This is a genomic window from uncultured Pseudoteredinibacter sp. (assembly GCF_947500695.1).
GTDB lineage: Bacteria > Pseudomonadota > Gammaproteobacteria > Pseudomonadales > Cellvibrionaceae > Pseudoteredinibacter.
Genome location: NZ_CANMSS010000004.1, coordinates 129880 through 152008, shown reverse-complemented (window position 1 = coordinate 152008; position 22129 = coordinate 129880). Strand labels below are relative to the sequence as shown.

The window sequence follows — 22129 nt, the reverse complement described above, 5'->3', positions numbered from 1 at the left end:
TTTAAGATGTTACATCGTGCATTAGCAGCCTATTTCGCCATATGCACATTGATCGCATCCTATACACTACTGCCCTTTATACTGCAGAACGGCGCTAGCTCATTAAGCTTTATACAAATAGCCTTGTACGCTGATATCCATATTTTTTGCGCCGCTGTTGCAGCTATCTTGATATGGAAAAATAAAAGCTGGGGCTTTGTTTTTGCACTTATTCCCCCAATATCACAAGTCTTTCGCCCAATCGGCGACTGGGCTTGGCTGGCGCTTCCACCACCGATTTCATTGGCTTGGCCGTTCGGTGATTTTTCGACTGGCCGAGGCTTTTTGATAGATTTCTTGGCCATAACCGTATTTCTTTTATGTCTTTATGGAGTTTTTACTAAGCGCAGCAAGACAAATATCGAATAGACCTAGCATTGTTTCTGATCTGGAATAGCGGCAGGAATCCTATAGATACTTACATCCGTAGAAGGCTATTGCTTTGAGTAAGAGTCTATAAACGTATTTCATTGCTATCAACCCACACTCCTCAATACCCCCTCACCTGCGGGATACCCCTCAACTGCAGCCACTGCTAGTCTGCGACCTCAAAAATTAAATCCTTTGTTCTCATAGGTCGTAAGAGATGATGATCAAAAGCTGGCTATTCGCTACCGTCCGTAAATTTAATCCCCTTATTATCAAAGTTCCATTTATCAAAGTTCCGTTTATCAAAGTTCCGTTTATCACAGTTTTACTACTGATCGCGCAATTCAGTAGTGCTGCTGCTCCTATTGATCCAGTATCAGGGTTTTCGTACAGTGATCAAGGAACTCATATCGAAATACTAGGCTGCCCGGTAGGGGTATGCCCAAGCAACGATGTGGTGATCCCTGCGCAAATCATCGGGAAGCCCGTAACTCATATTGGCGGCTTTGCAAACCAGGGCATTACCAGTGTTAGCATCCCGAACTCAGTGACCTATATTGGCTTCGACACCTTTAGAGGCAACCTACTCACTTCAGTCGTTATACCTGATAGCGTGATTTTTATCGAAAACTACGCCTTCCAAAACAATCAAATATCCAGTCTTACGCTCGGTAGCAACGTTCAATATATCCGAAATTACACTTTTGCCAACAACCAACTTACTCAAGTTAAGCTCCCAGCTAGCTTATTGATTCTGGATAATTACGCCTTTGAAAGTAATCTACTGCAAAGGGTTAATTTCCTTGGTGATCGCCCTTCAATTAACCAGCTCCCCTTCAACCTAAACCCTAGCTTGAGCGAGGTTACATACCCTGCAGGCAAAGCCAGCTGGGCTTCGAATGCCAGCATACCAGGCTTGAGTTTTAGCGCTTCAGCGCTTGCCGCCGGCCCAGCTGTTCAAGTTCCGACATTACCTTGGTACGCCTATGTGTTAACGCTAGCAGCACTTGCTGTAACTGGACGACAATACTTAGGCAATAAAAAGATCCGTTAAAAAAAGGTCACAAATAAAAAAGGCTCCTTGTAAGGAGCCTTCTAAAACACGCAATGTGTTGCGCTAAAATTTAACGGCTATGCTTAGTGACAAAGCTCTGCACCTTGGCAATATCATTATCCAATACATCGTAACGCTCTTCGCGCTCAAATAAATCGACCATATGATGTGGTAAAGCTGGGTGCATGCCAGCGATGGCTTTTTCAACCGCCTCCGGGAATTTAGCAGGGTGAGCGGTAGCCAAACACACCATAGGGATATCTTGTCTGCGACGCTCATTGCGAGCTGCAGCCAAGCCAATAGCGGTATGAGGATCAAGTAGATATTCGGTGCTATCGTAAACCTTCGCAATGGTTTCGATCATCCCCTCGTCATCAAGACGATAGCTGCTGAACAACTCAGCGGCTTTCGAAATAGCCACATCACTTAAGGTCATTGAACCAGACTTAAAGTTATCCATTAGTTGCTGGATAGCGGCACCATCGCGATCATACAAATCAAATAACAAGCGCTCAAAGTTACTGGAAACCATAATATCCATGCTTGGAGACAAGGTATGCTGTAGTTCTTTTTTACTGTGATCATTATTGGCCAAGCAGCGATGTAAAATATCGTTGCTATTGGTCGCTACAATAAGTTGATCCACTGGCAAGCCCATTTTACTGGCTAAGTAGCCGGCAAAAATATCACCAAAGTTTCCGGTTGGCACCGAGAAAGCGACTTCTTTGTTTGGCGCACCTAGAGCAAGACCGGCATAGAAATAGTAAACAATCTGCGCCATGATGCGGGCCCAGTTAATACTATTTACGGCAACAAGTTGACGCCCTTCGGGCAAGAAACTCTGATCCGCAAAGCTCGCCTTCACCATATTTTGGCAATCATCGAAATTGCCATGGAGGGCGACATTGTGAACGTTCCCTGACAACACGGTGGTCATCTGGCGACGCTGAACTTCGGATACGCGCTGATGCGGGTGCAAAATAAAGATATCAATATGCTCGCAACGACGGCAACCTTCGATAGCCGCCGAGCCGGTATCACCCGAGGTAGCCCCCATAACAACCACTTTTTGCTGGCGCTTATTCAGCACGTAATCCAGCAACTGCCCCAAAAACTGCAAGGCAAAATCTTTAAAGGCCAGTGTCGGGCCCTGGAATAACTCCAAAACCCATTCGTTATGGGCGGTTTGCACCATTGGTGCGATAGCTTCATGACGGAAGCTACTGTAGGCACGATTAATAATGCCCTTTAGATCTTCAGAGGGAATATCCCCAGCTACGAAAGGCTCAATGATTTTAAAGGCAAGCTCTTGATAACTAAGCCCCGCCCAACTGGCGATCTCTTCTTTACTAAACTGCGGTAGGGTTTCGGGGACATACAAACCACCATCACTGGCCAAGCCAGTCAAGATAGCCTCTTCGAAGCTGAGCGCAGGCGCTTGCCCACGCGTACTGATGTATTTCACGGGATAGTTCCTATCGTGAGGGTAAGCGCCTGGGCCTTACCCCTATTGCTATTGTTAGCCCTAAATTGAGCTATGGAGTGTAATAATAATTATGGGGGCTAGTTTAGCGGATTTCCTTAGCCTAACAAAGCTAGGCTAAGGTAGTGAAGGCTCTCGCCCAGAGCCCCCTTAATCAAAGGCTTAGCCTAAGCTTTCCATACGGATTCGGCTTACTTCACCAGAAATACTATCCAACGCCTCAATCTCAGCGATGGCGGTCTTCATATCGGCTTCCAAAACACTATTGGTCAGTAATGCAACGTCGACATAATCTTGCGCAGAGGATTGACGCTCTTTTTGCACCAAGGCTTCAATACTGGCGCCAGCATTACTCAGTATTTGAGTGATTTGATTCATCACACCTGGCTGATCTAGGGCCGACATGCGTAGATAGTAGGCTGTTTCAACGGCATCAATCGGCAAAATGGTTTGATCTTGCAGGTATTCCGCGGTGAAACCCAGCGCAGCCACTGAGCTTGCGTCGCTGGCAACAGCTCGGGCCACATCAACCAGATCCGCAATTACCGCAGACGCGGTTGGCTCATCACCTGCGCCAGCACCATAGTAAAGAGTCGGGCCTACCGCATCACCCTGCACTAAAACAGAGTTCATCACACCATCAACATTGGCGATTAAGCGCTTATGAGGGATTAAGGTTGGATGTACTCGCAACTCGATACCGGTATCACGGCGACGCGCAATGCCCAAGTGCTTAATGCGATAACCTAGCTCTTCAGCGTATTTCACATCAATAGGCTGGATATTGCTGATACCTTCGCAAAATACTTTGTCGTACTGTAAAGGCATGGCGAAAGCTAGGGAGGCCAGTATTACCAATTTGTGGGCCGCATCGATACCTTCTACATCGAAAGTCGGGTCTGCTTCGGCATAGCCCAATTCTTGGGCTTCTTTTAGTACATCGGCGAAATCACGACCTTTGTCGCGCATCTCAGTAAGAATAAAGTTACCAGTACCATTAATAATGCCAGCCAACCACTCAATTCGATTTGCAGCTAGGCCTTCACGCATCGCTTTAATGATGGGTATACCGCCCGCTACGGCCGCTTCATAGGCGATACAAACACCTTGAGCTTGGGCCTTGGCAAATAGCTCATTACCAAACTCGGCAATTAAGGCCTTATTCGCCGTAACTACATGCTTGTTATTGGCAATGGCTTTTTCCACCAGCTCTTTGGCTACCGTGGTGCCGCCAATTAATTCAACAACAACTTGTACTTCGGGATCTTCAACCACAGCGAAGATGTCACGACTTACTTTAAAGCCTGTCGTATCACAAGCAGGATTATCACGGCGAGCGCCAATGTGGGTTAATTCAATCGCTGTGCCAGCTCGGGCACTAATCTCTTGCAGATTACGCTGTAATACATTGAAGGTACCACTGCCAACAGTACCCAGACCACATAATCCTACTTTTACCGGTTTCAAAACTGTTTCCTCGCTGATTGCTTAGGTTTTGCCCATTTGGACTGATTGCCATCGCTCTTATTGGCGCTTAAGGCAAAGGATGAGAACAATACTGCTAGGGCTTAGGGCTGTCAAACGCCACTGGAGCTTTGCGAGAGAATTTACAGGGCCAGAAATAGAGGCCAAGAATTACGGGGTGAGAAATAGAAGGTAGGCACCTTTCAGATACTTTCATACGAATATATGAAAGGCACCTTGCAAAACGATTAGATTTTCAAACGACGGGCCAATTCTTCAGCCGGTACATAACCCGCGATTTTGGTGCCATCGGCCAAGAAAATACCTGGCGTGCCGGACAAACCGAAAGCACGAACCAGCTTCAGGTGCTCCTGAATTGGGTGCTCTGCACACACTTCACGATCTAAGCCACCGCCATTCTTCAGCTCAGTAAGGGCTTCGCCACGATCTTTAGCACAGAAGGCTCTGGCTAATTTATCAGCAGATGCGCCAACAGGGCCGGAACGAGGAAAGGCTAGATATTTAACCTCAATGCCCATCTCATTCATCTTAGGCACTTCTAAATGCAGCTTGCGACAGTAGCCACAATCCACATCGGTAAATACATAGACCTGGCCTTTCTTTTCGCCTTTGGCTGGGTAAACAATCAACTCATCGTCTGGAATCTTATTAAGCGTGGTTTCTGCCATACGCTTAATTTCTTCTTCTACACGACGCTGCACAGGGTCCATCCAAGCGACAAAAGTACCATCTTCAGGAACAATGGCTTGGCCCTGTTCATTAATAATGAAGGTGCCATCAGCATTAACAAAAACTTTAGGTCCCTGCTCGACTTGCACACTATATAGGCCTTCAGCGGGCGTGCGGCTAATATACTGGATAGCAAAACCCGGCACAGATTTGCTCATATTCTCTGTAATCTTGGCCTTTACTTTTTCATCCACTGCCATTATTTCAGTAGATTGAGCTTGGGCTGCCATATTCATGCCGATGCTCATAGATGCCAGCAAGGCTAATTTGCCGGCCATTTTGATTGAAGATGTCATCAAACTCACAGGGATACTCACTTTTACTGGTTAATCCATTACCTTATCCAGGCGCTTTCATAGGCTAAATAGGCTACTCAAGCTTCCCGCCATGGATAAGTCTCAATTTTACATTGACGGGGATTATACCCCCGCTAATCTCACAAATCTTTCACGTAAGGGGAAAGTTTAGCTGTCCTTTAAGCTTCTTAAGGACTATTAACACTGTAAACGCCCGAAGGCTCCCTTTGATTGCTTTTAAGGATGGTTCTTTTTAAGCGCGAGGGTGGTGCTTCTCATGCAGTGTTTTCATACGCTCTTTGGCAATATGCGTATAGATCTGAGTTGTCGATAGATCGCTATGCCCTAGCAATAGCTGCACGACCCTTAAGTCGGCACCATTATTTAATAGGTGGGTGGCAAATGCGTGTCGTACAGTATGAGGCGATAAAGGCTTTTCAATACCTGCTACCTTGGCCCAGTGCTTAATCCTATGCCAAAAGGTTTGGCGGGTCATTTGCTGGCCGCGGTTACTGGGAAACATAACATCGCTAGGGCCTTTCAAAAGTGCTCCGCGTCCTTTCGACAAATACTGCTGCAGCCAATGTATAGCCGCATCACCCATAGGGACTAGCCGCTCTTTGCTGCCTTTACCGAAAACACGAATCACACCCTGACGCAGATTAACTTGGGATTCACTCAAGCCAACCAACTCACTGACCCTCAAGCCACAGGCATATAGAAGCTCCAGCATCGCTCTATCACGAAGCCCTACCGCATCCTCTACATCTGGCGCAGCCAATAGATGATCGACGTCTTCTTCGCTTAGTGATTTTGGTAAGCCCTTAGGTAATTTGGGGTTTTCGATTAAAGCAACAGGGTTTTCACTGAGACGATTCTCTCGCTGCTGAAGATTATAAAAACCTCGCAAACAGGACATAAATCGAGCGGTAGAGCGAGCACTAAGTCCTTGTTCAAGGCGCCAGGCCAAATGCCCTTGAATCCACTCAGAGCTCACAAGTAATAGATCATCAACGCCTTTGCTTTGATCCAACCAATAGCAAAAACTGAATAAATCACGGCGATAAGAGCTTAAGCTGTTTTCGCTGAGCCCCTTTTCCATCCAGGTAGTATCAAGATAAGACTCAACCTGCTGCTGCAGCTTGCTGGGCAAAAGGCTCACATCAATCCTGCTGTTCTTAGTATTACCCGGAACTTTGTTGGGGGTTGCTGTTGGCATAGATACCTTTTTATACACAATTTGTTTTGTGCATACTCGTATTCAAAGAGGTAACACTACCCCTGATTAAATAGAATATTAGTCCATTAGATCCTTTAATGGCCATCGGGCTTTTGCTTTTCACCCTCAGCCTATTCTAAAACTCGCCCACATGCCTTCTTGATCAGCAAAATCAATGAACGATGAAAGGTAATTGTACGCAGCAATTCCCAACCTTGGCTTAACAGACACAAAAAATCGACAATCTATATTCAATAACTGTAAATCCAAAGAGGCTGGCTGAAAGAGCTAGGCTTGCGAGAGCTGATTTAGAAGCGCATAATTTTCTTTTTCTAAACCCTATAGCCAAGCTGCTTATACTGAACGATTTAAACTCAGTGGCTTACCGCAAGTGACTTTAAACAACAAGTAGTATGACATGCAGCCCAGCTAGCCGTAGCGATCGAGACTCACCCATATGGCCGTAGCACTAAGTGTAAACCTAAATAAAATTGCCTTGTTAAGAAACTCTAGAGAGGGTAATTATCCAGATCCCGTTGAATTTGGAAAAATCTGCCTGGCTAATGGCGCCGATGGCCTTACTGTTCACCCAAGACCCGATCAACGCCATATTCGCCCAGACGACGTGAAACGCCTAGGTGAGCTAGTCCGGGATATCGATGATATTGAATTTAATATCGAAGGCAATCCCTTTGCCGAAGATCTCGGGGATTATCCAGGCTTTATCAGCTTGGTTGAGCAGCAACAGCCTGATCAATGCACGCTAGTACCCGACAGCAACGATCAATTAACCTCAGATCATGGCTTCGACTTGCGCCAGAGTGGTGACAAACTCGCGCCTATTATTGCGAAGTTAAAAAGCTCAGGCATTCGGGTAAGCCTCTTTATGGACCCTGACATTGAGCAGATCAAACTGGCAAAACAAGTTGGGGCTGATCGTATCGAGCTTTATACCGGTCCTTACGCTTGGGCGTTTAAAGAGCAAAGCGATGAGCTAGAAGATATTTTCCAAGCACATTGCCAGGCCGCAATTACTGCGCAAGAAGTTGGGCTGGGAATCAACGCTGGCCATGATCTGAATTTACAAAACCTCGCAAAATACTGCACGGTTCCAGGCCTACAAGAAGTTTCTATCGGCCACGGTTTAACCGTAGAGTCACTGACCATGGGCATGAGCCATGTGGTTTCACGATATCGTGATATTTGCCAGGGTGAATCTTAGACCTTTGACATACATCAGCAAATACTAATATTTACTTGTAGAAGCGTGTAGCCAGGGCTAATATGAACTTAGCCCTAGGCCATTAACCATGGTTTGGGCACTACCATTCCGCACAAGGAGCTGATTATGGAACTGGCCGTTAAAAGCTTAACCATTGGCGATTTTATGGATCATGATCCACATGCGATTCCTCACACCGCCAATATTCGAGAAGCTGTCGATAGCTTACTAAGCGCTGGTGTTTTAGGGGCACCGGTTGTAGATGAGCAACAAAATGTTGTCGGCTTTGTGTCCGAGCACGATTGTATGAAGGACATGCTTAACGGGTCTTTTTATCACGAAGCCCCAGATAAAGTGACCAGTGTAATGTTCAATGATCCAGTCACGGTAGATCCCCACACCAGTATTATCGAACTTGCCGAAGTAATGATGAGCAATAAGCCCAAAAACTACCCAGTGGTACGCAATGGAAAACTAGTCGGCTTAATTAGCCGCAAACATGTGTTAAAAGCACTTTTAGAAAACGATTAAATCTCATCATATCTAATTCAGCCCAAAAGCTAGCGGCTGACGATCCGAACTGGGAGCCTTATAATGGCATTTTAACGCCAAGCTATGAGACTCCCAGCTATGCCCTCTTCCCTATCTGTTTTCGGTGCCGGCCGCCTAGGGCAAACATTAAGCAAGTTATGGCATGACAATCTGGTTTTTGAAATAAACCAGATATACTCTCGACAGCCTCACTCGAGGCAAGAAGCAAAAGAATTTATTGATCTGGAAGAAGAGCAATCTCCTGCATCACTAAGCAAACTGAAACCTTCTAAACTCTGGCTAATTGCCACCCCCGATAGCGCTTTTGAGCAAGCCTGCCAACAATTGCTGCCCCTTATCCAGGCAGGTGATATTGTTTTTCATTGCAGCGGCGCGCTCGACAGCAGCACATTGCAAAGTTTAAAAAAAGCAGGAGCTTACACCGCTAGCATTCATCCGCTGCATAGCTTTGCCAAACCCAGTCAATCCGTATTGGAGTTTGCCGGTAGCTACTGTGCCTATGAGGGTGACGAAGAGGCACTAAAAGTACTTATTCCTGCTTTTGAAAAAATTGGCGCAAACTGCTTCGCCATCACCGGCAATAAATGGCTTTATCATTCAGCTTCGGTCATCGCTTGCAATTATTTGGCGCCATTAATAGATGCTAGCTACCAAGCCTTCTCGGCCGCCGGCATCGACAGTAAGCTTGCCGCTAATTTGCTTAAACCGCTGCTCGAAGGCAGCTTGTCTAATATCCGGGAACAAGGGCCGGCCAATGCCTTAACCGGGCCAATTGCACGGGGTGATGCCGATTTTGTTATTGCACAACTGCAAGCCTTGCAAAATAATAACGACGATCTGGCGGAGCTTTACCAAGACATGGCAAAGCACACTGCCCGTTTAGCTTTAAGGCGAGAAAACACTAACGAGATACAAGCAAAATTGCTCGAACTTCAAGATTTATTAAAATCTTAAGAGAGATCAGAACGAAAGTAGATATTGGAATTGAAAGAGATGCAAAATAAATGACCAACCAACTGTGGTTTGCCATCTTTGATTTTTTAGGCATTGCGGTGTTTGCAGCCTCCGGCACCTTATTGGCCCACCGCAAGCAACTCGACGGTTTTGGAGTCCTAGTCTTAGCCTCGCTAACCGCTATTGGCGGCGGTACTATCAGAGATATATTACTGGATGTACCCGTGTTTTGGATTCAAGACAACAGTGTGTTCTACACCATAGCCGCAGCAGCGGCGATTACTGTCATAGTATTACGAGTCTATGGTGATCTACCCAAGAAAGTCTTGCTAACAGCAGATGCTTTAGGCTTGGCCTTTTTTGTAATTGTTGGCACTCAAAAAGCGCTTGATGTAGGAGTCAGCTACTTAATCGCCATTATCATGGGAACCGCCACAGGTGTAGCCGGCGGAATGCTGCGCGATGTTTTGGTACAAAACACCCCGATGATTCTTAAACAGGAGCTCTATGCCACAGTCTGTATCATGGGCAGTGCAAGCTACATTGCCATGCAAGTATTAGGGTTAGGACACGTACTGGCGATGGCCATCTCAATGAGCATCATCTTTTTCCTACGCATGGCTGCCATTTATTGGCACTGGGGCTTACCGGTATTTGGCGATCGTGACCCTTATAGGCTCAAAAAGAAATGATAAATTTAGAAGAATTTACCAGTGAGATTCATCGCGATATTCCTTTGAGCCAACACATGGGGTTTCGCTTTTGTAAATTTAACTGCGCTATTGAATCGGGCGCTGACCTCTATACCGAATTACCCCTAGCACCCAACCTTAACGATAAGAACACAGCCTTTGGTGGCAGCATTGCTACCTTGGCTACCCTTTCTGGCTGGAGCCTAGTGACCTTAATTAGCCGCCAGCTAGATTTATCCTCTGAGGTTGTCGTCTATCACAGCGAGCAAAGCTTTGATGCCCCCATTACGGCGGATCTTCATAGTATTGCCAAAGTGCCCACGGAAGATTTAGAGAGCTTCGCCGATAAACTCGAAAAAGAGGGCCGCGCCAAGTTAACAGTGGATGTCGAGATATTTGGCCAGGCCAACTCATCTCAACAGCCAGCAAGTGCCAGCGCGCGCTATACCGGCAAGTACTTGGCGACTGTGCGCTAAAAGCACGATCACCAATCACATCTAGGCTAAAGACAGCCACTTAAGGGCCTCCCGATAAGATTGTTAAGCCCATGTATAGCCAGCTTGGCATAGTATATCTACAATAAGCTGCACCTATAATCACGACTATAAAAGTTAAAACATCAGGATGTTTTCATGGAACTCTTAAGCGTCGAAAATTTCGCCAATTTGGCGGTACTCATCTTTTTGCAAGCCGTATTAGGCTTTGACAACCTGCTCTATATTTCCATCGAATCACAGCGGGCCCCAGCTGCCCAACAAGCTGCTGTGCGTCGCTGGGGGATTATCATCGCCGTCGCATTACGGGTTATATTGCTATTTGTGATGATCAAACTGATCTCTTCACTGACCGAACCCTTCTTTGATATCAACTGGACAGGGGTAATTGAGGGCTCATTTAACTTTGCCACCATCGTCTTTTTATTTGGCGGTGTTTTTATTATGTACACTGCGGTGAAAGAGATCTTTCATTTATTGTCGATTGACGATTTAGCTACCGAACATAGTGATCGCGGTGCGAGCTCAGCCATGAAAGTCACGGCCATGATAGTTTTTATGAATCTGATTTTCAGCTTTGACTCTATTCTTTCTGCCCTAGCCATCACCGATGTTTTTGCAGTATTGGCCGTAGCGATTTTAGCGTCTGGCGCCGCCATGTATTTGCTGGCCGATCGAGTCACGGAATTTATTCAGAAAAACCGTAAATATGAAGTCTTGGGCTTGTTTATTTTACTAATTGTTGGCGTGGTTTTGCTGGGTGAAGGTGGCCATCAAGCCCACCTTAAACTCTTTGGTCATGCTGTAGAGCCGATGTCTAAAGCGACTTTCTACTTCTCGGTTGCCGTGCTGGTTATTGTCGATATTATTCAATCTAAATATCGTAAGAAGTTAGAAGCGCAAAAACAGGGTGTGCATTCTTGATCATTGGAGATTAAGACAAAGCGTCAGATACAAATCCCCGTTGATAAGCCCCGGTAGTTAGACCGGGGTTTATCATTCTAGGAGCTGCCATAAGCCTCCCTACCAGATCAAACAAACTCAACATCACCTAGAATATTCGGTCGATGTTTAAGCTTGGCGCGTATTCAAAACCACTATAGCAAGAATCTAGCTTGGGGGAGTGCTTTGGAGCGACTAGGCTCCTGACAAAACCTCCTGGAGAGGTTTTGGGCTTGGCCGAAGGCTGAGCGCATGGAAGCGCGAACCCATGGAACGGGTGGCTGCATGACTATTCTGCTTGGAGCAGAATTGGACTTGCCCGTAGGGTGAGTAACTGGATGTTACAAATCCATGCAGCGTTGGAGCGGAAAAGCACTGCCCCAAGCTAGAGTCTGGTCAGTAGACAAAAACTCAAAATCTGACTCTACTCTCTATATTAACTGTGGGGCTTGTCAGCCATCTAATAGCCTTAATCTAGACTCGAGCATTTGGATGACCTACAGACTTGTACTAACGCCCAAATAAACTCATTAAGCGACGACGATAATCAAGCAAAGACTGAATCTCCGCATTGACCGCCAGGCTGATACGGCTGATCGTTTGGGTACTGCGCTCGCCCAACTGATTCAGCTGCACCAGTGACAGACTGAAAGCCTGCTGCCATTCACCTTGGCGGGCTGCATCTTTAATTTGCACCAACTCATCCCAATAGCCCGGAGCCGGCCATTGAATCAAGCGGCGATCTTCACAGCGCTTAGGGGCAATATCCTTCACAATGCTGATTGCACTGCTAGAAAACGCAAAGCTATAGCTGGATACACTCGACATGATCGCTAAGGATTGGGGCTTTTCGCTGTAGGCCTGGCCAACTGAGCCCAAGCCATTCTGCCAATACTGGGGGCCGACAGCTTGTTGTAGCTCTATACGACTAGAGATATCACTGAGTGGCGTGTAGGGAACACCATTGTTAGCGCCGGCGTTGGCAAGCGCCATTGACGTCGCTACACAGGCTGTCATCACAGCCTTTACGACCACCTTTGAATGCCGATCTTTGGATACGGCCGAGCTTCCTATTCTTTGCATACTGCCCCCACAATACGTTTTCTTAGAAGAAGAACCATAACACGGCTAAATAAACCCTGCGGCGATATGGTCACTATCTACGATTAGACGAGAAAATGTTGCGGTGGGTTACATGCGAATTTACTGATGTGAAAATAAGCCCCCAAACTCACCCAAGAATAGGGCGATTTAGGGGCCTGGATGTGTGATTAAGCGCCTTGTAAAGCTTGCATAGCCTTAGTTAAGAACTTCTCACTTTGCTTCGCGCCGCTTTCTAGCTCGCGCTCACCTTCTGAAGCCACTACAGCATCCCATTGGGCCAATACCGCCTCAGGGCTCTGCTCGGATTCAGGTAGAAAGATTCCGTCTGTCTCAACGATTTTAGAAGCCGCATATCCACCGGCACCAGCGCACAAAATAAACTTATTCGGTGCATCATCAGTAACGAGGGTCATTGCACCAGCTGTTACAGACTCAGGCTTCAACATAGCCAAAATTTCTTCAGGCATCAGATCTTCCGTCATACGAGTACCCGCCGTTGGCGCTAGAGCATTCACGCGGATATCGTATTTCTGGCCCTCTAAAACTAAGGTGTTCATCAGACCGATCACAGCCATCTTTGCAGCACCATAATTAGTCTGACCAAAGTTGCCATAGAGGCCGCTGGAAGAAGTGGTCATTACAATACGTCCGTATTGCTGCTCTTTCATGATTTCCCAAACGGCCTTAGTGCAGTTCACAGTACCCATAACGTGAACATCCATCACCAACTGAAAGTCAGCCAGCTCCATTTTACTGAAAGATTTATCACGCAAAATGCCGGCATTATTGATTAAAATATCAACTCGGCCCCAGCGTTCCATGGTTTGTTTAACCATGTCTTCCACTTCATCAAACTTCGCGACATTGGCGCCATGAGCAAAGGCTTCACCACCAGCATCAGTGATCAGCTTAACCACTTCATCAGCTGCCGCGCTGGATGCACCGGTACCATCGCGCGCACCACCGAGATCATTTACCACAACCTTGGCACCACGCTTGGCCAGTTCTAAAGCATGGCTACGACCTAAACCGTTACCAGCACCCGTTACAATGGCCACGCGGCCGCTAAAATCAACACTCATTGCTCTTCCTCTTGCCAGCAATATTAATCAATAAACTTTACAAACTGCCCTTAGGCAACAAACAACATTCCGATCCACTCGGCGATTAAGGCAGGCTTTTCTTCGCCTTCAATCTCAACGGTAAATTCAGATTTCACCATAAATTGGCCTGGGTGCTTCTCCTCAATAGACATCAACTTAGCCACACCACGAATTCGGCTATTCACCTTAACTGGCGCCAAAAAGCGTACCTTATCACAGCCGTAGTTTACGCCCATCTGAGTGCCTTCGATCATAAAGCCGGCGGTTTCAGAAAAGTGAGACAGCATAGATAGGCTCAAAAAGCCGTGGGCAATAGTGGTGCCAAACGGTGATTGCTTCGCCTTTTCAGGATCAACATGGATAAACTGATGATCCAAAGTACAATCGGCAAAAGCGTTAATTTGCTCCTGGGTTACTGTATGCCATGCGCTTGGCTCAGCCACTTTACCCACGGCCGATGCAATATCTTCCCGCTTGATAATGTTCATGTTAAATAGCACCTTATAAATATTATGAATAGTGATAATGGTAAACAATAACTTATGTGAAGAGTAAACATACCGATTTTTTCACGCCTCTGCACCCTGTTAAGCGCTAAAAATTAAAAATCATCTTAGGGGGCCAAGAAACTGTCAGTTTTAACCGCAATGTCGGTATACTGCGCCCTCTGTTTTCCTTAATGTAGTTTCAACCTATGAACCCAAATGACAGCCAAGAGTACCTAGAGCGCAAACGCTTTTTTGATAGCCTGCTAACGATTTTTGGCCGCAAACCCGTACTTGAAGCGCTGCAGGACGACAGTGTAAAAATTCACCGCCTACACCTTGCAAGCAGTAATCGTAGCGACGGCATCATCACGGAAATTAGCCAACTGGCCAAAGCCAAAGGCGCTGAAATTTTGTACCACGATCGCCAAGAGCTTTCACGCATCTCCAAGAACGCCAAGCAAGATCAAGGGGTCGCCGCCGATTTAATCTGCAGCGCTTATGGCAGTTACCAAGACTTTTTAAATGAACCAAGTCGAAAAAATTATCAGCTGCTGGCGGTGGATAGCATTACCAACCCACAAAACCTTGGAATGATTATTCGCTCGGTCTGCGCGGGTTTTGTCGATGGTTTAATCCTACCCGAGAAAGGCTGCGCCAAGTTGGATGCTCTAGTAATTAAGGCCAGTACCGGCACCCTCTTTCGAACCCGTATTTTGCGTTGTAAACAGCTGCATAAATGCCTGGATGATTTTCGCCAACACGAAGATAACCCGGCCGAGGTTTATGGCTTAAGCTCCCATGCGAAAAATCAACTCAAAGATGTACCCAGTGATCTCGCCAATATATTTGTGCTCGGCAATGAAACCCATGGCGTAAGCGAACATGTTGCCGAACGCTGCAACAAAATGTTGGCCATTCCAATGAATAACGATGTTGAGTCTTTAAATGTAGCTGTAACAGCCAGCTTGATTGCTTTTAGGGGGCAGATTTAGGCTATACCCAAGACTAGCCCCTAAAATTCACTATCTATCGACAAGGAACGTCCGATGCTGATAAAACGCTTCACCGAATCTATAAAATTGCTATTGAGCTTGTCTTTTATCTGTCTAAGCAGCGCCAATGATAGCTACGGAGCAAAGGCATCTACCTGCTCCGCCAGCGAGAGTAAATCTTCGAAAAAATACAGCGTCTATTTTGCCAACCAGTCGGATAAGCCAATCGAACTACAATGGCTTGACGGTAAAGGAGCTGCTCACCCATTCAAACAACTTGCCGTACAACAGAGCTTCTATTTCAGTTCTAAAGAAGGCCATCGTTTTAGTCTCGGCAAAAATGACGAGCCCAAGCCTTGTTTTGTAATTGGTAATACGAGTGTACAAGCTATCGTTTATGGGCAATCAAAAAAGCTGCACTTCAATAACGGCCAATTTTACAAAACCGACTTCAAGGCGCCTTTTCAGAGTACGGGCTACCTAGTAAAACTGTCAGGCTCTAGTTCATTTAGCAAAGCTCGCAATATTCTGTCGATCAATTCCAAAGGAATTAAGCCCCTGTCTCTGCGCACCCTCAAAAATAACAATAAAGAAGATTTATCCGCAGAGGTCTTTGAAGTGAAGCTTGGCCCTTCTAACACGCAAGCTGCAACACCGCACACTAAGCCATGGCAAATTTTAAGGCTTGTAATTATGGACAGCATCACCGAAGAAAGGCGGCAAAAATTGGCAAAGGAGCTCGCCGCTATAGCTGCGCGCATCCCGTACTATCTAGCCAAACACAGCAAGCAAATAGAGCTGCATTCAGGGGAAGGCTGGCCAAGTGCCAATATCTCAAAGCACAGCTTTACCATGGGGGTTGAAACACTGCATAAATTAAAGCAATACGGCGTCATCGACGGTACATTCTTTCATGAGATGACTCATATCGCGCTAGACCCCAAGTTCAGGAATGACCACAGATGGTGGCTAGCACAAAGTCAGGATCAAACTGTCATTTCTGATTACGCCATGAAAAGTGCTTACACTGAAGACCTAGCCGAATCTTACTTACCCTATTATCTGCTCCACTGTTTACCCGAAACCCTGAGCCAAGACCAACAAGAAATTATCCAAGCGACAATCAAATATCGCATGGCCTTTTTCACTCAACATGCCCCGGCAATATGCGGCGGACAAAACAACTCAAGGAGTCATTAGTTTTCTCTAGATGACTCAGCTCGCCAAAGGCTTTTGAAAAAACAGGCCGATATAAACAATAAAATACTAGCGACTGCTGAGAGCTGCAACACCATTGCTAAACCAAAGTACTCTGCACCGTAGCCAGCTGCAATCGCCCCCAAAGGCGCTGAACCAAACAATGCCAGCTGATAAATTGATAACAATCGCCCGCGTAAAGACTGCGGCGCTTGGCTTTGCATTAAACTACGCCCCAAACTGGCTGAAACCCCGGTTAACAATCCCCAACAAAACACTAGGATAAACAAGCCATTGAGCAATGGCCCCGCACTTATGGCGAGCATAGTAAGCGCTGCATAGAGCACACATAGAAACAAAGCCCTTCCTGGCCGTTTGACCTCAGCTCTGCGCAGTAAGCCCATAGTGGCTATGATTGTTCCCAACACAAAGGTCAGCTGCAACCAGGCATAGAAATCGGCGCTGCGTTGATACACATCACGCACTAACAGTGGTAGCACCACCACAAAGGCACCGATATGCAAAAAGCCATTAAAAGCGACCAAAACGGTTAGACTGCGAGTAATTTTATTGCGCCAGCAATACCCCAAGCCATATGACCAGGCGGCAAGCTCAAAACGCTTCGTTTGAACTTCCCCCAAACTAAGACACAAAGTTGCGGCCAACAGTAAAGCCAAGACCTGTAAAGCTAACACCCAGCCTATGCCCACTTGATCTAATTGCCCTGCTAACAATACGCCACTGGCCTGTAAACTGTACTGAAAAAAGCTGGCCCAGCTAACAGAACGCTGCACAGAGCTGTTCGAGACATTAGCTAGCAGGCGCTCGCGCAAGGGTTGAATAAAGGCATTGATGGCACCGATTGCCATACCGTAGACAATCAAAGCGGGTAACTCTAAATTATCCGCGTGTAGCAAACCCAGTAATGAAAAATGAGCCAGCGCTAATAAGGCATATAGAGCTGCTAAATATTTCACGCTGGGGTAGCGATCAGCTAAGACCCCACCAGCGAGCATTAGCAATAAGCTCGGCAATAAGACGCTAGCTTGCACCCAGCCCAGCTCTTGTGCTGATGAGTTTAAACTCAGCAGCGCCAACCAAGGTAACAACACTACTTGAATACCATTGGCAAAAGAGGCGCTGCCCACCACCCCTAGGTAACGCTGCATCTTATTCATAGGCCACCTTATGGCAGCTAAAACAAAAACAGTGAATTAAGCCGCGTTGTTCTCGGATGCACTTTGCTGACAAGGTGTTGGCAAAGCCAATGCGGAAACTTGCAGCTGACATTGCTCTATAGCCGTATCCAGACATGTATAGTTCTTTTGCCAAAGGGTAGTTTTACTCAAAGGATTATACGCGATCAACGCAAAAATTGAGCCCCGCTTACCGGGAACTTTGCCTTCCGCTAAATACAAATACAAAGAATCGCTCAACAAAACGCCAGCCTTAAAACAGTTCTGACGATTTATTTCACTGACGCAGCGATTGCGGTTCAAACCTAAAAAGGGGCTGTTACTTCTTATCCAAAAATCAATGGCCCGTGACATGATGTTCTCCAAAATTATTACAGTACAAAGGTGATAGCTAAGGGGTTAGCTTCACATTCGCTCTGGCAATAAATCGGATTTACCACAGTACATTTTGAACAGCATGTTCAAATAGACAGCCACAAAAAAGCCCTCAAAGGTTTAGTGTTTAAAAACACATCCAGTGAGGGCTCGATATTCGATATGCCTGTAGCCTTGCTTTGTTGCCAGCGATTCAAGAGCTCTGTCTTGTAAATCGGCTAGCCTCATCGCTGGGAACGATCTTATGCCGTCCCTTCTCAGCAACCACCTTGCCCAAGTTGGCAGGTTGGCGATGGCGAAATGCCACCCTCTGGATGAAAGTGCGAGCATACTAACGGCAGCGATCAAGCTGGTCAAGGGATAATCAATACAACAATGCCTCTTGTATCATTAATAAGCTTATTGGTACCATAGTACCAATAAGGATTTAAACCATAGAAATCGATATCGAGTAGAAAACCATGAGCCAAGAAAACGCCGTATTTCCAATGCAAGGACGTGATAGTGAGGAGCTATTAAAGGAACTGAAAGACCGCCAAAAGCAGGATCTCAATTGGCGTGAGGGCCGGGTTTTCTCCTACGTTTACGATGCCGGTCCCGAGGCTATGTCGCTGTTGAAAGAAGCCTTCAATATGTACCTAACCGAGAATGGCTTGGATCCAACCACCTTCCCCTCGGCGATGGAACTGGAAAAAGATGTGCTACGCATGGCTCTAGACCTTATGAATGGTGGGCCTGAAGCCGAGGGAAGCTTTACCAGCGGCGGCACCGAAAGCTTGCTCCTATCGGTAAAAACCGCAAGGGACTTTGCTCGGGAGAATAGGCCAGAAATTAGCGAGCCTGAGTTGCTACTACCTGAAACAGCACACGCTTCTTTCTTTAAGGCCTGCCACTACTTTGATGTCAAACCCGTTGTGGTGCCGGTAGACCCGATTCGCTTTACTGCCGACCCTGCCGCCATGGCCGAGGCAATCACTCCCAGTACCATTATGATGGTAGCCTCAGCACCCTCTTATGCTCACGGAGTTATTGACCCAGTGCGTGAACTCGGTGAAATTGCTTTAGAAAAAGACATCTTACTGCATGTCGACTGTTGCGTCGGAGGAATGTACCTGCCGTTTGCGAAAGAGCTCGGTTTTGATACTGGCGAATTCGACCTCTCCGTACCGGGCGTTACCCAAATATCCATGGACTTCCACAAATTGGGCTACGCCGCTAAAGGCGCCTCCGCTATTTTGTATAAGCATGGCCACTTAATGCGCCGTCACCAATATTTTGCATGGTCTGGCTGGACTGGCTACTCGGTCATTAACCCTACGGTGATGTCTACTAAGAGTGCCGGCCCTGTTGCTGCCTGCTGGGCGATAATGAATAAGCTGGGCAAACAAGGCTATTTGGAATTGGTTGAAAAAACCCAGGCCGCTGCCGACGAAATCCGTGGCGCTATCGCCGATATCCCGCAGCTCGATCTATTGGGCGATGCCAAAATGAACCTATTGGCTTTCAGTTCAGATAAGATTGATGTCTTTAAACTGGCTGAGCAAATGAAAAAGCGCAACTGGTATATTCAACCACAATTTGCCTTCGGCGCTTCACCGGCCAATATTCACCTCACCATCAGCCATGGAAACTTACATGGTTTTAGAGAGTTTTTAGTCGATCTAAAAGAATGTGTGCAAGAACTGGACAATAATGAAGCCAAAGCTGCCATGGTTGAGTTGCCAGAAGAAATTGCCGTTCTATTCGAAAACCCGAGCCCACAATTATTTAGTGATTTGGCAGCCATGTTTGGCGGCGATGGCAGCGAGCCGCCTGAAAATATGGATGAAATTAACAATTTGTTAAACGCCATGCCGCACAATATTCGTGACCAACTTATCACTGAATTTGTAAATCGCATGTTTAGCACTTAACTTTTAGAACAATACCCGCTAAATTGCACAGTTGAATTTGGGGCTTCGCTCGTCTTAAGCTTGGATTAAGGTGAGCAGGTTCATAACAACAAATAATAGAACGCTGAGCGAGTAGTCGCCCTATGTCAGCCCCGCAATCAACTGCTACGGAAAATGCCGATCTAAAAATACCGGCTGGAAATATCACCCCAGCCATTCAGCACTCAGGCCGCTGGAAAATTCCCCTGGTTTTGATGGTAACCATGTATATTGGTTATCTCGACCGCATGAATATCAGCTTAGCTCTGCCACTGATCGCAGAAGAAATGCAGTGGAGCCTCAGCGATAAACAGTATTATGGCGGCTTATTGATGAGCTGCTTTTATATGGCTTATGGCCTGGCCAATTTATTTTTAACGCCATTTGCAGCGCGGCTAGGGCCAAGAAAAAGCCTTCTTATTATCATTGTACTTTGGTCTGTTTTTACTTCCCTTGGCGCTGTTTTCAGTCATTTATTATTGGTTTTTATTGCCAGCCGAATCTTGCTGGGTATCTCCGAAGGTACACACGTTCCGATGATGAACCAGCTCACCAAAAACTGGTTTACTGACAACGAGCGCAGTCGCGCTACCGGTATTTGGATGGCAGGCTTATTTATGGCTATCTTAACTGGGCCATTATTATTGGTGCCGGTGATGCATCATTTTGGCTGGCGCAGTGGCTTTCATTTATTGGCCATCGCTGGCTTACTGTTGAGCCTTCCTTTGGTATATCTCTTTGTTAAAGACCATCCGCCAAAACAAGATGATCACAGCGATTTTGATAACAGCAGCCAACCGCAACGCTATGCCTTATGGCAAGTGATTCGCAGCCCAGCATATATTGCCGCTCAGTGCATGGGAATATTTAATAATATGCTAGCGGTAGGTATCAGCAACTGGATGCCCAGTTATTTATCCAGCCGAGACGACGTAGAATACTCTGACCTTGCCTATCTCAATGCCGTGCCCTACGCCTTTTCTCTTTTGGCCTTGTTTGCTTTCACTTGGATCGGCGATAAGACCAGTCGCCGGGCTTTAAACGCAGCCATCTGCTTTTTCTTGGGTGGTTTAACTTTATTTCTATCCTTTAACCAAGAATCACTCATGGTCACCATGCTGGGATTCACCCTAGGTGTATGCTGCATTACGGCCTTTACGGCCTGTGAACACCCAGTCGTTCAACGCCTATTCCCCCAACACTTGGTCGCTCAGGGCTCCGGTGTTTTTAACGGCACTGCGATGATCTTAGGTGGCGGCTTGGGTACCTTTTTAGTAGGGCAAATCATGGCTGACAGTAACTTCCAGGTGAATATTTGGCCTTTGTTTTTCTTATGTGTTGCCGCCAGTATTAGCGGTGTGTTTCTTCATAAAATCATTCGCTTTTAACTAAGGTAAAAATGAGGGGCAAATTCGCCCCTCTATCGGCTAAAAGAGCACCACTGTTGAGCACTATGAATGCCCTTCATGCCAAGGACAAAAGCCTAAATCATGGATGATCCCCCCTAGATCTTCCAGCGCGGGCACCCATACTGAAGAAGTAGCAAGCAAAAAAACAATCACAATAAATGTTTGAATGTTTTTCTTGCTAACCATTCTTTTAATAGTAGACACTTAATGGCCTTCACCCCAGGGACAAAGCCCCCAGTCATGAAAAGCAGCACCAATTGCTTCCAGCCCTCCAACTACTGAGTCGATAAACCCACCAGCTATCGTTTCTTCGGTTTCATCAGAGATTGATGCACCTCCTTTAGAGCCACCTTGAACTAAGCTAAGTTGATTGAAATTCTGTATTTCTTTCATTCTCTTGTACCTATTGTAATGTTATATTTTAACCTTCTAGATTCTTGGCTTTATCTACCTTAGCGTCAGCATTGTGCTCATCCTTGCAACCTTTGACCATGACTAGAATAGCCGCACCTATAAGCAACGGGAGTACACCACCTGACGGCTCAGACAACTCAAATTTTTCTAATTTTCGCATTTTCAACACCTATTCATTTAGAAATTTACTGCTAAATAAGAACATTTATGTTCTTACATTCACGCCAGTAGAGAATTACTACTGACTGCGCTTAGTATTAACCATACTGTTTATCTTTAAAGCAGCCAAAAGTTCTGATCTAATGTTCAATTCACACCGCAGACTGATAGTCATGCACTTTAAGTAAGGCATGAGAGCGCATTGAGTTATAATCAGCACCTGCCAATAGT

The 22129-nt window shown here is 46.2% G+C and carries 23 protein-coding genes and 1 riboswitch; of the genes, 12 read left to right on the top strand and 11 right to left on the bottom strand.

Annotated elements, in window-relative coordinates; all coding sequences use genetic code 11:
- The first annotated feature begins 6 nt into the window (after positions 1-6).
- On the top strand, positions 7-408 hold the full coding sequence (locus tag Q1A08_RS09330; protein ID WP_299772149.1) for a hypothetical protein: 402 nt from the start codon (positions 7-9) through the stop codon (positions 406-408).
- A 217-nt stretch (positions 409-625) separates the two neighbouring features.
- Positions 626-1462, top strand: coding sequence for a leucine-rich repeat domain-containing protein (locus Q1A08_RS09325; RefSeq protein ID WP_299772147.1), 837 nt, complete (start codon positions 626-628; stop codon positions 1460-1462).
- Positions 1463-1532: 70 nt separating this feature from the next.
- Here Q1A08_RS09325 and thrC read toward each other — a convergent pair whose 3' ends face one another.
- From thrC to xerD, 4 genes are all read right to left on the bottom strand, one after another.
- Positions 1533-2927 carry a threonine synthase gene (thrC, locus tag Q1A08_RS09320; RefSeq protein ID WP_299772145.1) on the bottom strand — a complete coding sequence of 465 codons (1395 nt, stop codon included), beginning with the start codon at positions 2925-2927 and terminating at the stop codon, positions 1533-1535.
- A gap of 180 nt (positions 2928-3107) precedes the next feature.
- On the bottom strand, positions 3108-4412 hold the full coding sequence (locus Q1A08_RS09315; protein ID WP_299772143.1) for a homoserine dehydrogenase: 1305 nt from the start codon (positions 4410-4412) through the stop codon (positions 3108-3110).
- A gap of 245 nt (positions 4413-4657) precedes the next feature.
- Positions 4658-5476, bottom strand: a complete 819-nt coding sequence (locus Q1A08_RS09310; RefSeq protein ID WP_299772142.1) for a DsbC family protein — start codon at positions 5474-5476, stop codon at positions 4658-4660.
- Positions 5477-5708: 232 nt separating this feature from the next.
- On the bottom strand, positions 5709-6674 hold the full coding sequence (gene xerD / locus Q1A08_RS09305) for a site-specific tyrosine recombinase XerD (RefSeq protein ID WP_299772140.1): 966 nt from the start codon (positions 6672-6674) through the stop codon (positions 5709-5711).
- Positions 6675-7131: 457 nt separating this feature from the next.
- Here xerD and Q1A08_RS09300 point away from each other — a divergent pair, with 457 nt between their 5' ends.
- The 6 genes from Q1A08_RS09300 (at position 7132) to Q1A08_RS09275 (ending at position 11512) form a co-directional block, all read left to right on the top strand.
- Positions 7132-7896, top strand: coding sequence for a pyridoxine 5'-phosphate synthase (locus Q1A08_RS09300; RefSeq protein ID WP_299772138.1), 765 nt, complete (start codon positions 7132-7134; stop codon positions 7894-7896).
- Between the two features lie 126 nt (positions 7897-8022).
- Positions 8023-8427, top strand: coding sequence for a CBS domain-containing protein (locus tag Q1A08_RS09295; protein WP_299772137.1), 405 nt, complete (start codon positions 8023-8025; stop codon positions 8425-8427).
- 99 nt (positions 8428-8526) lie between these two features.
- Positions 8527-9402: a Rossmann-like and DUF2520 domain-containing protein gene (locus Q1A08_RS09290; RefSeq protein WP_299772135.1), complete on the top strand. Its 876-nt coding sequence runs from the start codon at positions 8527-8529 to the stop codon at positions 9400-9402.
- 50 nt (positions 9403-9452) lie between these two features.
- Positions 9453-10094 (top strand): trimeric intracellular cation channel family protein, encoded by a 642-nt coding sequence (locus Q1A08_RS09285; RefSeq protein WP_299772133.1) that lies wholly within the window; start codon positions 9453-9455, stop codon positions 10092-10094.
- On the top strand, positions 10091-10570 hold the full coding sequence (locus Q1A08_RS09280; protein WP_299772131.1) for a YiiD C-terminal domain-containing protein: 480 nt from the start codon (positions 10091-10093) through the stop codon (positions 10568-10570). The genes Q1A08_RS09285 and Q1A08_RS09280 overlap by 4 nt, the downstream gene beginning before the upstream one ends.
- A gap of 156 nt (positions 10571-10726) precedes the next feature.
- A complete protein-coding gene (locus tag Q1A08_RS09275) occupies positions 10727-11512 on the top strand; it encodes a hypothetical protein (protein ID WP_299772129.1) in 786 nt (261 codons plus the stop codon).
- A gap of 528 nt (positions 11513-12040) precedes the next feature.
- Here Q1A08_RS09275 and Q1A08_RS09270 read toward each other — a convergent pair.
- The 3 genes from Q1A08_RS09270 to Q1A08_RS09260 all read right to left on the bottom strand — a co-directional run bounded on the left by Q1A08_RS09270 (position 12041) and on the right by Q1A08_RS09260 (position 14225).
- The gene (locus Q1A08_RS09270) at positions 12041-12613 is read right to left on the bottom strand and encodes a hypothetical protein (protein ID WP_299772127.1); all 573 of its coding nucleotides are present in this window, start codon (positions 12611-12613) and stop codon (positions 12041-12043) included.
- Between the two features lie 188 nt (positions 12614-12801).
- Complete coding sequence (locus Q1A08_RS09265) at positions 12802-13716, bottom strand: SDR family NAD(P)-dependent oxidoreductase (RefSeq protein ID WP_299772126.1); 915 nt, start codon at positions 13714-13716, stop codon at positions 12802-12804.
- A gap of 50 nt (positions 13717-13766) precedes the next feature.
- Entirely contained in the window at positions 13767-14225 is a 459-nt protein-coding gene (locus tag Q1A08_RS09260; protein WP_299772124.1) for a MaoC family dehydratase, read from the bottom strand.
- Positions 14226-14431: 206 nt separating this feature from the next.
- Between Q1A08_RS09260 and Q1A08_RS09255 the strand changes: the two genes are divergently transcribed.
- On the top strand, positions 14432-15217 hold the full coding sequence (locus tag Q1A08_RS09255) for an RNA methyltransferase (RefSeq protein WP_299772122.1): 786 nt from the start codon (positions 14432-14434) through the stop codon (positions 15215-15217).
- 54 nt (positions 15218-15271) lie between these two features.
- Positions 15272-16417 (top strand): hypothetical protein, encoded by a 1146-nt coding sequence (locus Q1A08_RS09250; protein ID WP_299772120.1) that lies wholly within the window; start codon positions 15272-15274, stop codon positions 16415-16417.
- Here the strand turns inward: Q1A08_RS09250 and Q1A08_RS09245 are convergent.
- Together Q1A08_RS09245 and Q1A08_RS09240 are read right to left on the bottom strand one after the other, a co-directional pair.
- Positions 16414-17592: an MFS transporter gene (locus tag Q1A08_RS09245; RefSeq protein ID WP_299772118.1), complete on the bottom strand. Its 1179-nt coding sequence runs from the start codon at positions 17590-17592 to the stop codon at positions 16414-16416. The two genes, Q1A08_RS09250 and Q1A08_RS09245, sit on opposite strands and share 4 nt — an antisense overlap.
- A gap of 36 nt (positions 17593-17628) precedes the next feature.
- Positions 17629-17964 (bottom strand): hypothetical protein, encoded by a 336-nt coding sequence (locus tag Q1A08_RS09240; RefSeq protein WP_299772116.1) that lies wholly within the window; start codon positions 17962-17964, stop codon positions 17629-17631.
- Between the two features lie 189 nt (positions 17965-18153).
- A riboswitch (SAM-I-IV-variant riboswitch) is annotated at positions 18154-18308 on the bottom strand.
- Between the two features lie 138 nt (positions 18309-18446).
- Between Q1A08_RS09240 and Q1A08_RS09235 the strand changes: the two genes are divergently transcribed.
- Positions 18447-19898 carry an aspartate aminotransferase family protein gene (locus tag Q1A08_RS09235; RefSeq protein WP_299772115.1) on the top strand — a complete coding sequence of 484 codons (1452 nt, stop codon included), beginning with the start codon at positions 18447-18449 and terminating at the stop codon, positions 19896-19898.
- 122 nt (positions 19899-20020) lie between these two features.
- The gene (locus tag Q1A08_RS09230; RefSeq protein WP_299772113.1) at positions 20021-21304 is read left to right on the top strand and encodes an MFS transporter; all 1284 of its coding nucleotides are present in this window, start codon (positions 20021-20023) and stop codon (positions 21302-21304) included.
- A gap of 225 nt (positions 21305-21529) precedes the next feature.
- Here Q1A08_RS09230 and Q1A08_RS09225 read toward each other — a convergent pair whose 3' ends face one another.
- Positions 21530-21718, bottom strand: a complete 189-nt coding sequence (locus tag Q1A08_RS09225) for a hypothetical protein (RefSeq protein WP_299772111.1) — start codon at positions 21716-21718, stop codon at positions 21530-21532.
- A 28-nt stretch (positions 21719-21746) separates the two neighbouring features.
- Positions 21747-21899, bottom strand: coding sequence for a hypothetical protein (locus tag Q1A08_RS09220; RefSeq protein ID WP_299772109.1), 153 nt, complete (start codon positions 21897-21899; stop codon positions 21747-21749).
- Between the last annotated feature and the right edge of the window lie 230 nt (positions 21900-22129).

Coding starts and splice junctions, on each gene's coding strand:
- Q1A08_RS09290 (WP_299772135.1), top strand. CDS start 8,527: ATGCCCTCTTCCCTATCTGTTTTCGGTGCCGGCCGCCTAGGGCAAACA.
- Q1A08_RS09220 (WP_299772109.1), bottom strand. CDS start 21,899: ATGCGAAAATTAGAAAAATTTGAGTTGTCTGAGCCGTCAGGTGGTGTA.
- Q1A08_RS09325 (WP_299772147.1), top strand. CDS start 626: ATGATGATCAAAAGCTGGCTATTCGCTACCGTCCGTAAATTTAATCCC.
- xerD (WP_299772140.1), bottom strand. CDS start 6,674: ATGCCAACAGCAACCCCCAACAAAGTTCCGGGTAATACTAAGAACAGC.
- Q1A08_RS09275 (WP_299772129.1), top strand. CDS start 10,727: ATGGAACTCTTAAGCGTCGAAAATTTCGCCAATTTGGCGGTACTCATC.
- Q1A08_RS09280 (WP_299772131.1), top strand. CDS start 10,091: ATGATAAATTTAGAAGAATTTACCAGTGAGATTCATCGCGATATTCCT.
- Q1A08_RS09295 (WP_299772137.1), top strand. CDS start 8,023: ATGGAACTGGCCGTTAAAAGCTTAACCATTGGCGATTTTATGGATCAT.
- Q1A08_RS09250 (WP_299772120.1), top strand. CDS start 15,272: ATGCTGATAAAACGCTTCACCGAATCTATAAAATTGCTATTGAGCTTG.
- Q1A08_RS09300 (WP_299772138.1), top strand. CDS start 7,132: ATGGCCGTAGCACTAAGTGTAAACCTAAATAAAATTGCCTTGTTAAGA.
- Q1A08_RS09260 (WP_299772124.1), bottom strand. CDS start 14,225: ATGAACATTATCAAGCGGGAAGATATTGCATCGGCCGTGGGTAAAGTG.
- Q1A08_RS09245 (WP_299772118.1), bottom strand. CDS start 17,592: ATGAATAAGATGCAGCGTTACCTAGGGGTGGTGGGCAGCGCCTCTTTT.
- Q1A08_RS09330 (WP_299772149.1), top strand. CDS start 7: ATGTTACATCGTGCATTAGCAGCCTATTTCGCCATATGCACATTGATC.
- Q1A08_RS09285 (WP_299772133.1), top strand. CDS start 9,453: ATGACCAACCAACTGTGGTTTGCCATCTTTGATTTTTTAGGCATTGCG.
- Q1A08_RS09265 (WP_299772126.1), bottom strand. CDS start 13,716: ATGAGTGTTGATTTTAGCGGCCGCGTGGCCATTGTAACGGGTGCTGGT.
- Q1A08_RS09235 (WP_299772115.1), top strand. CDS start 18,447: ATGAGCCAAGAAAACGCCGTATTTCCAATGCAAGGACGTGATAGTGAG.
- Q1A08_RS09230 (WP_299772113.1), top strand. CDS start 20,021: ATGTCAGCCCCGCAATCAACTGCTACGGAAAATGCCGATCTAAAAATA.
- Q1A08_RS09255 (WP_299772122.1), top strand. CDS start 14,432: ATGAACCCAAATGACAGCCAAGAGTACCTAGAGCGCAAACGCTTTTTT.
- Q1A08_RS09240 (WP_299772116.1), bottom strand. CDS start 17,964: ATGTCACGGGCCATTGATTTTTGGATAAGAAGTAACAGCCCCTTTTTA.
- Q1A08_RS09225 (WP_299772111.1), bottom strand. CDS start 21,718: ATGAAAGAAATACAGAATTTCAATCAACTTAGCTTAGTTCAAGGTGGC.
- Q1A08_RS09270 (WP_299772127.1), bottom strand. CDS start 12,613: ATGCAAAGAATAGGAAGCTCGGCCGTATCCAAAGATCGGCATTCAAAG.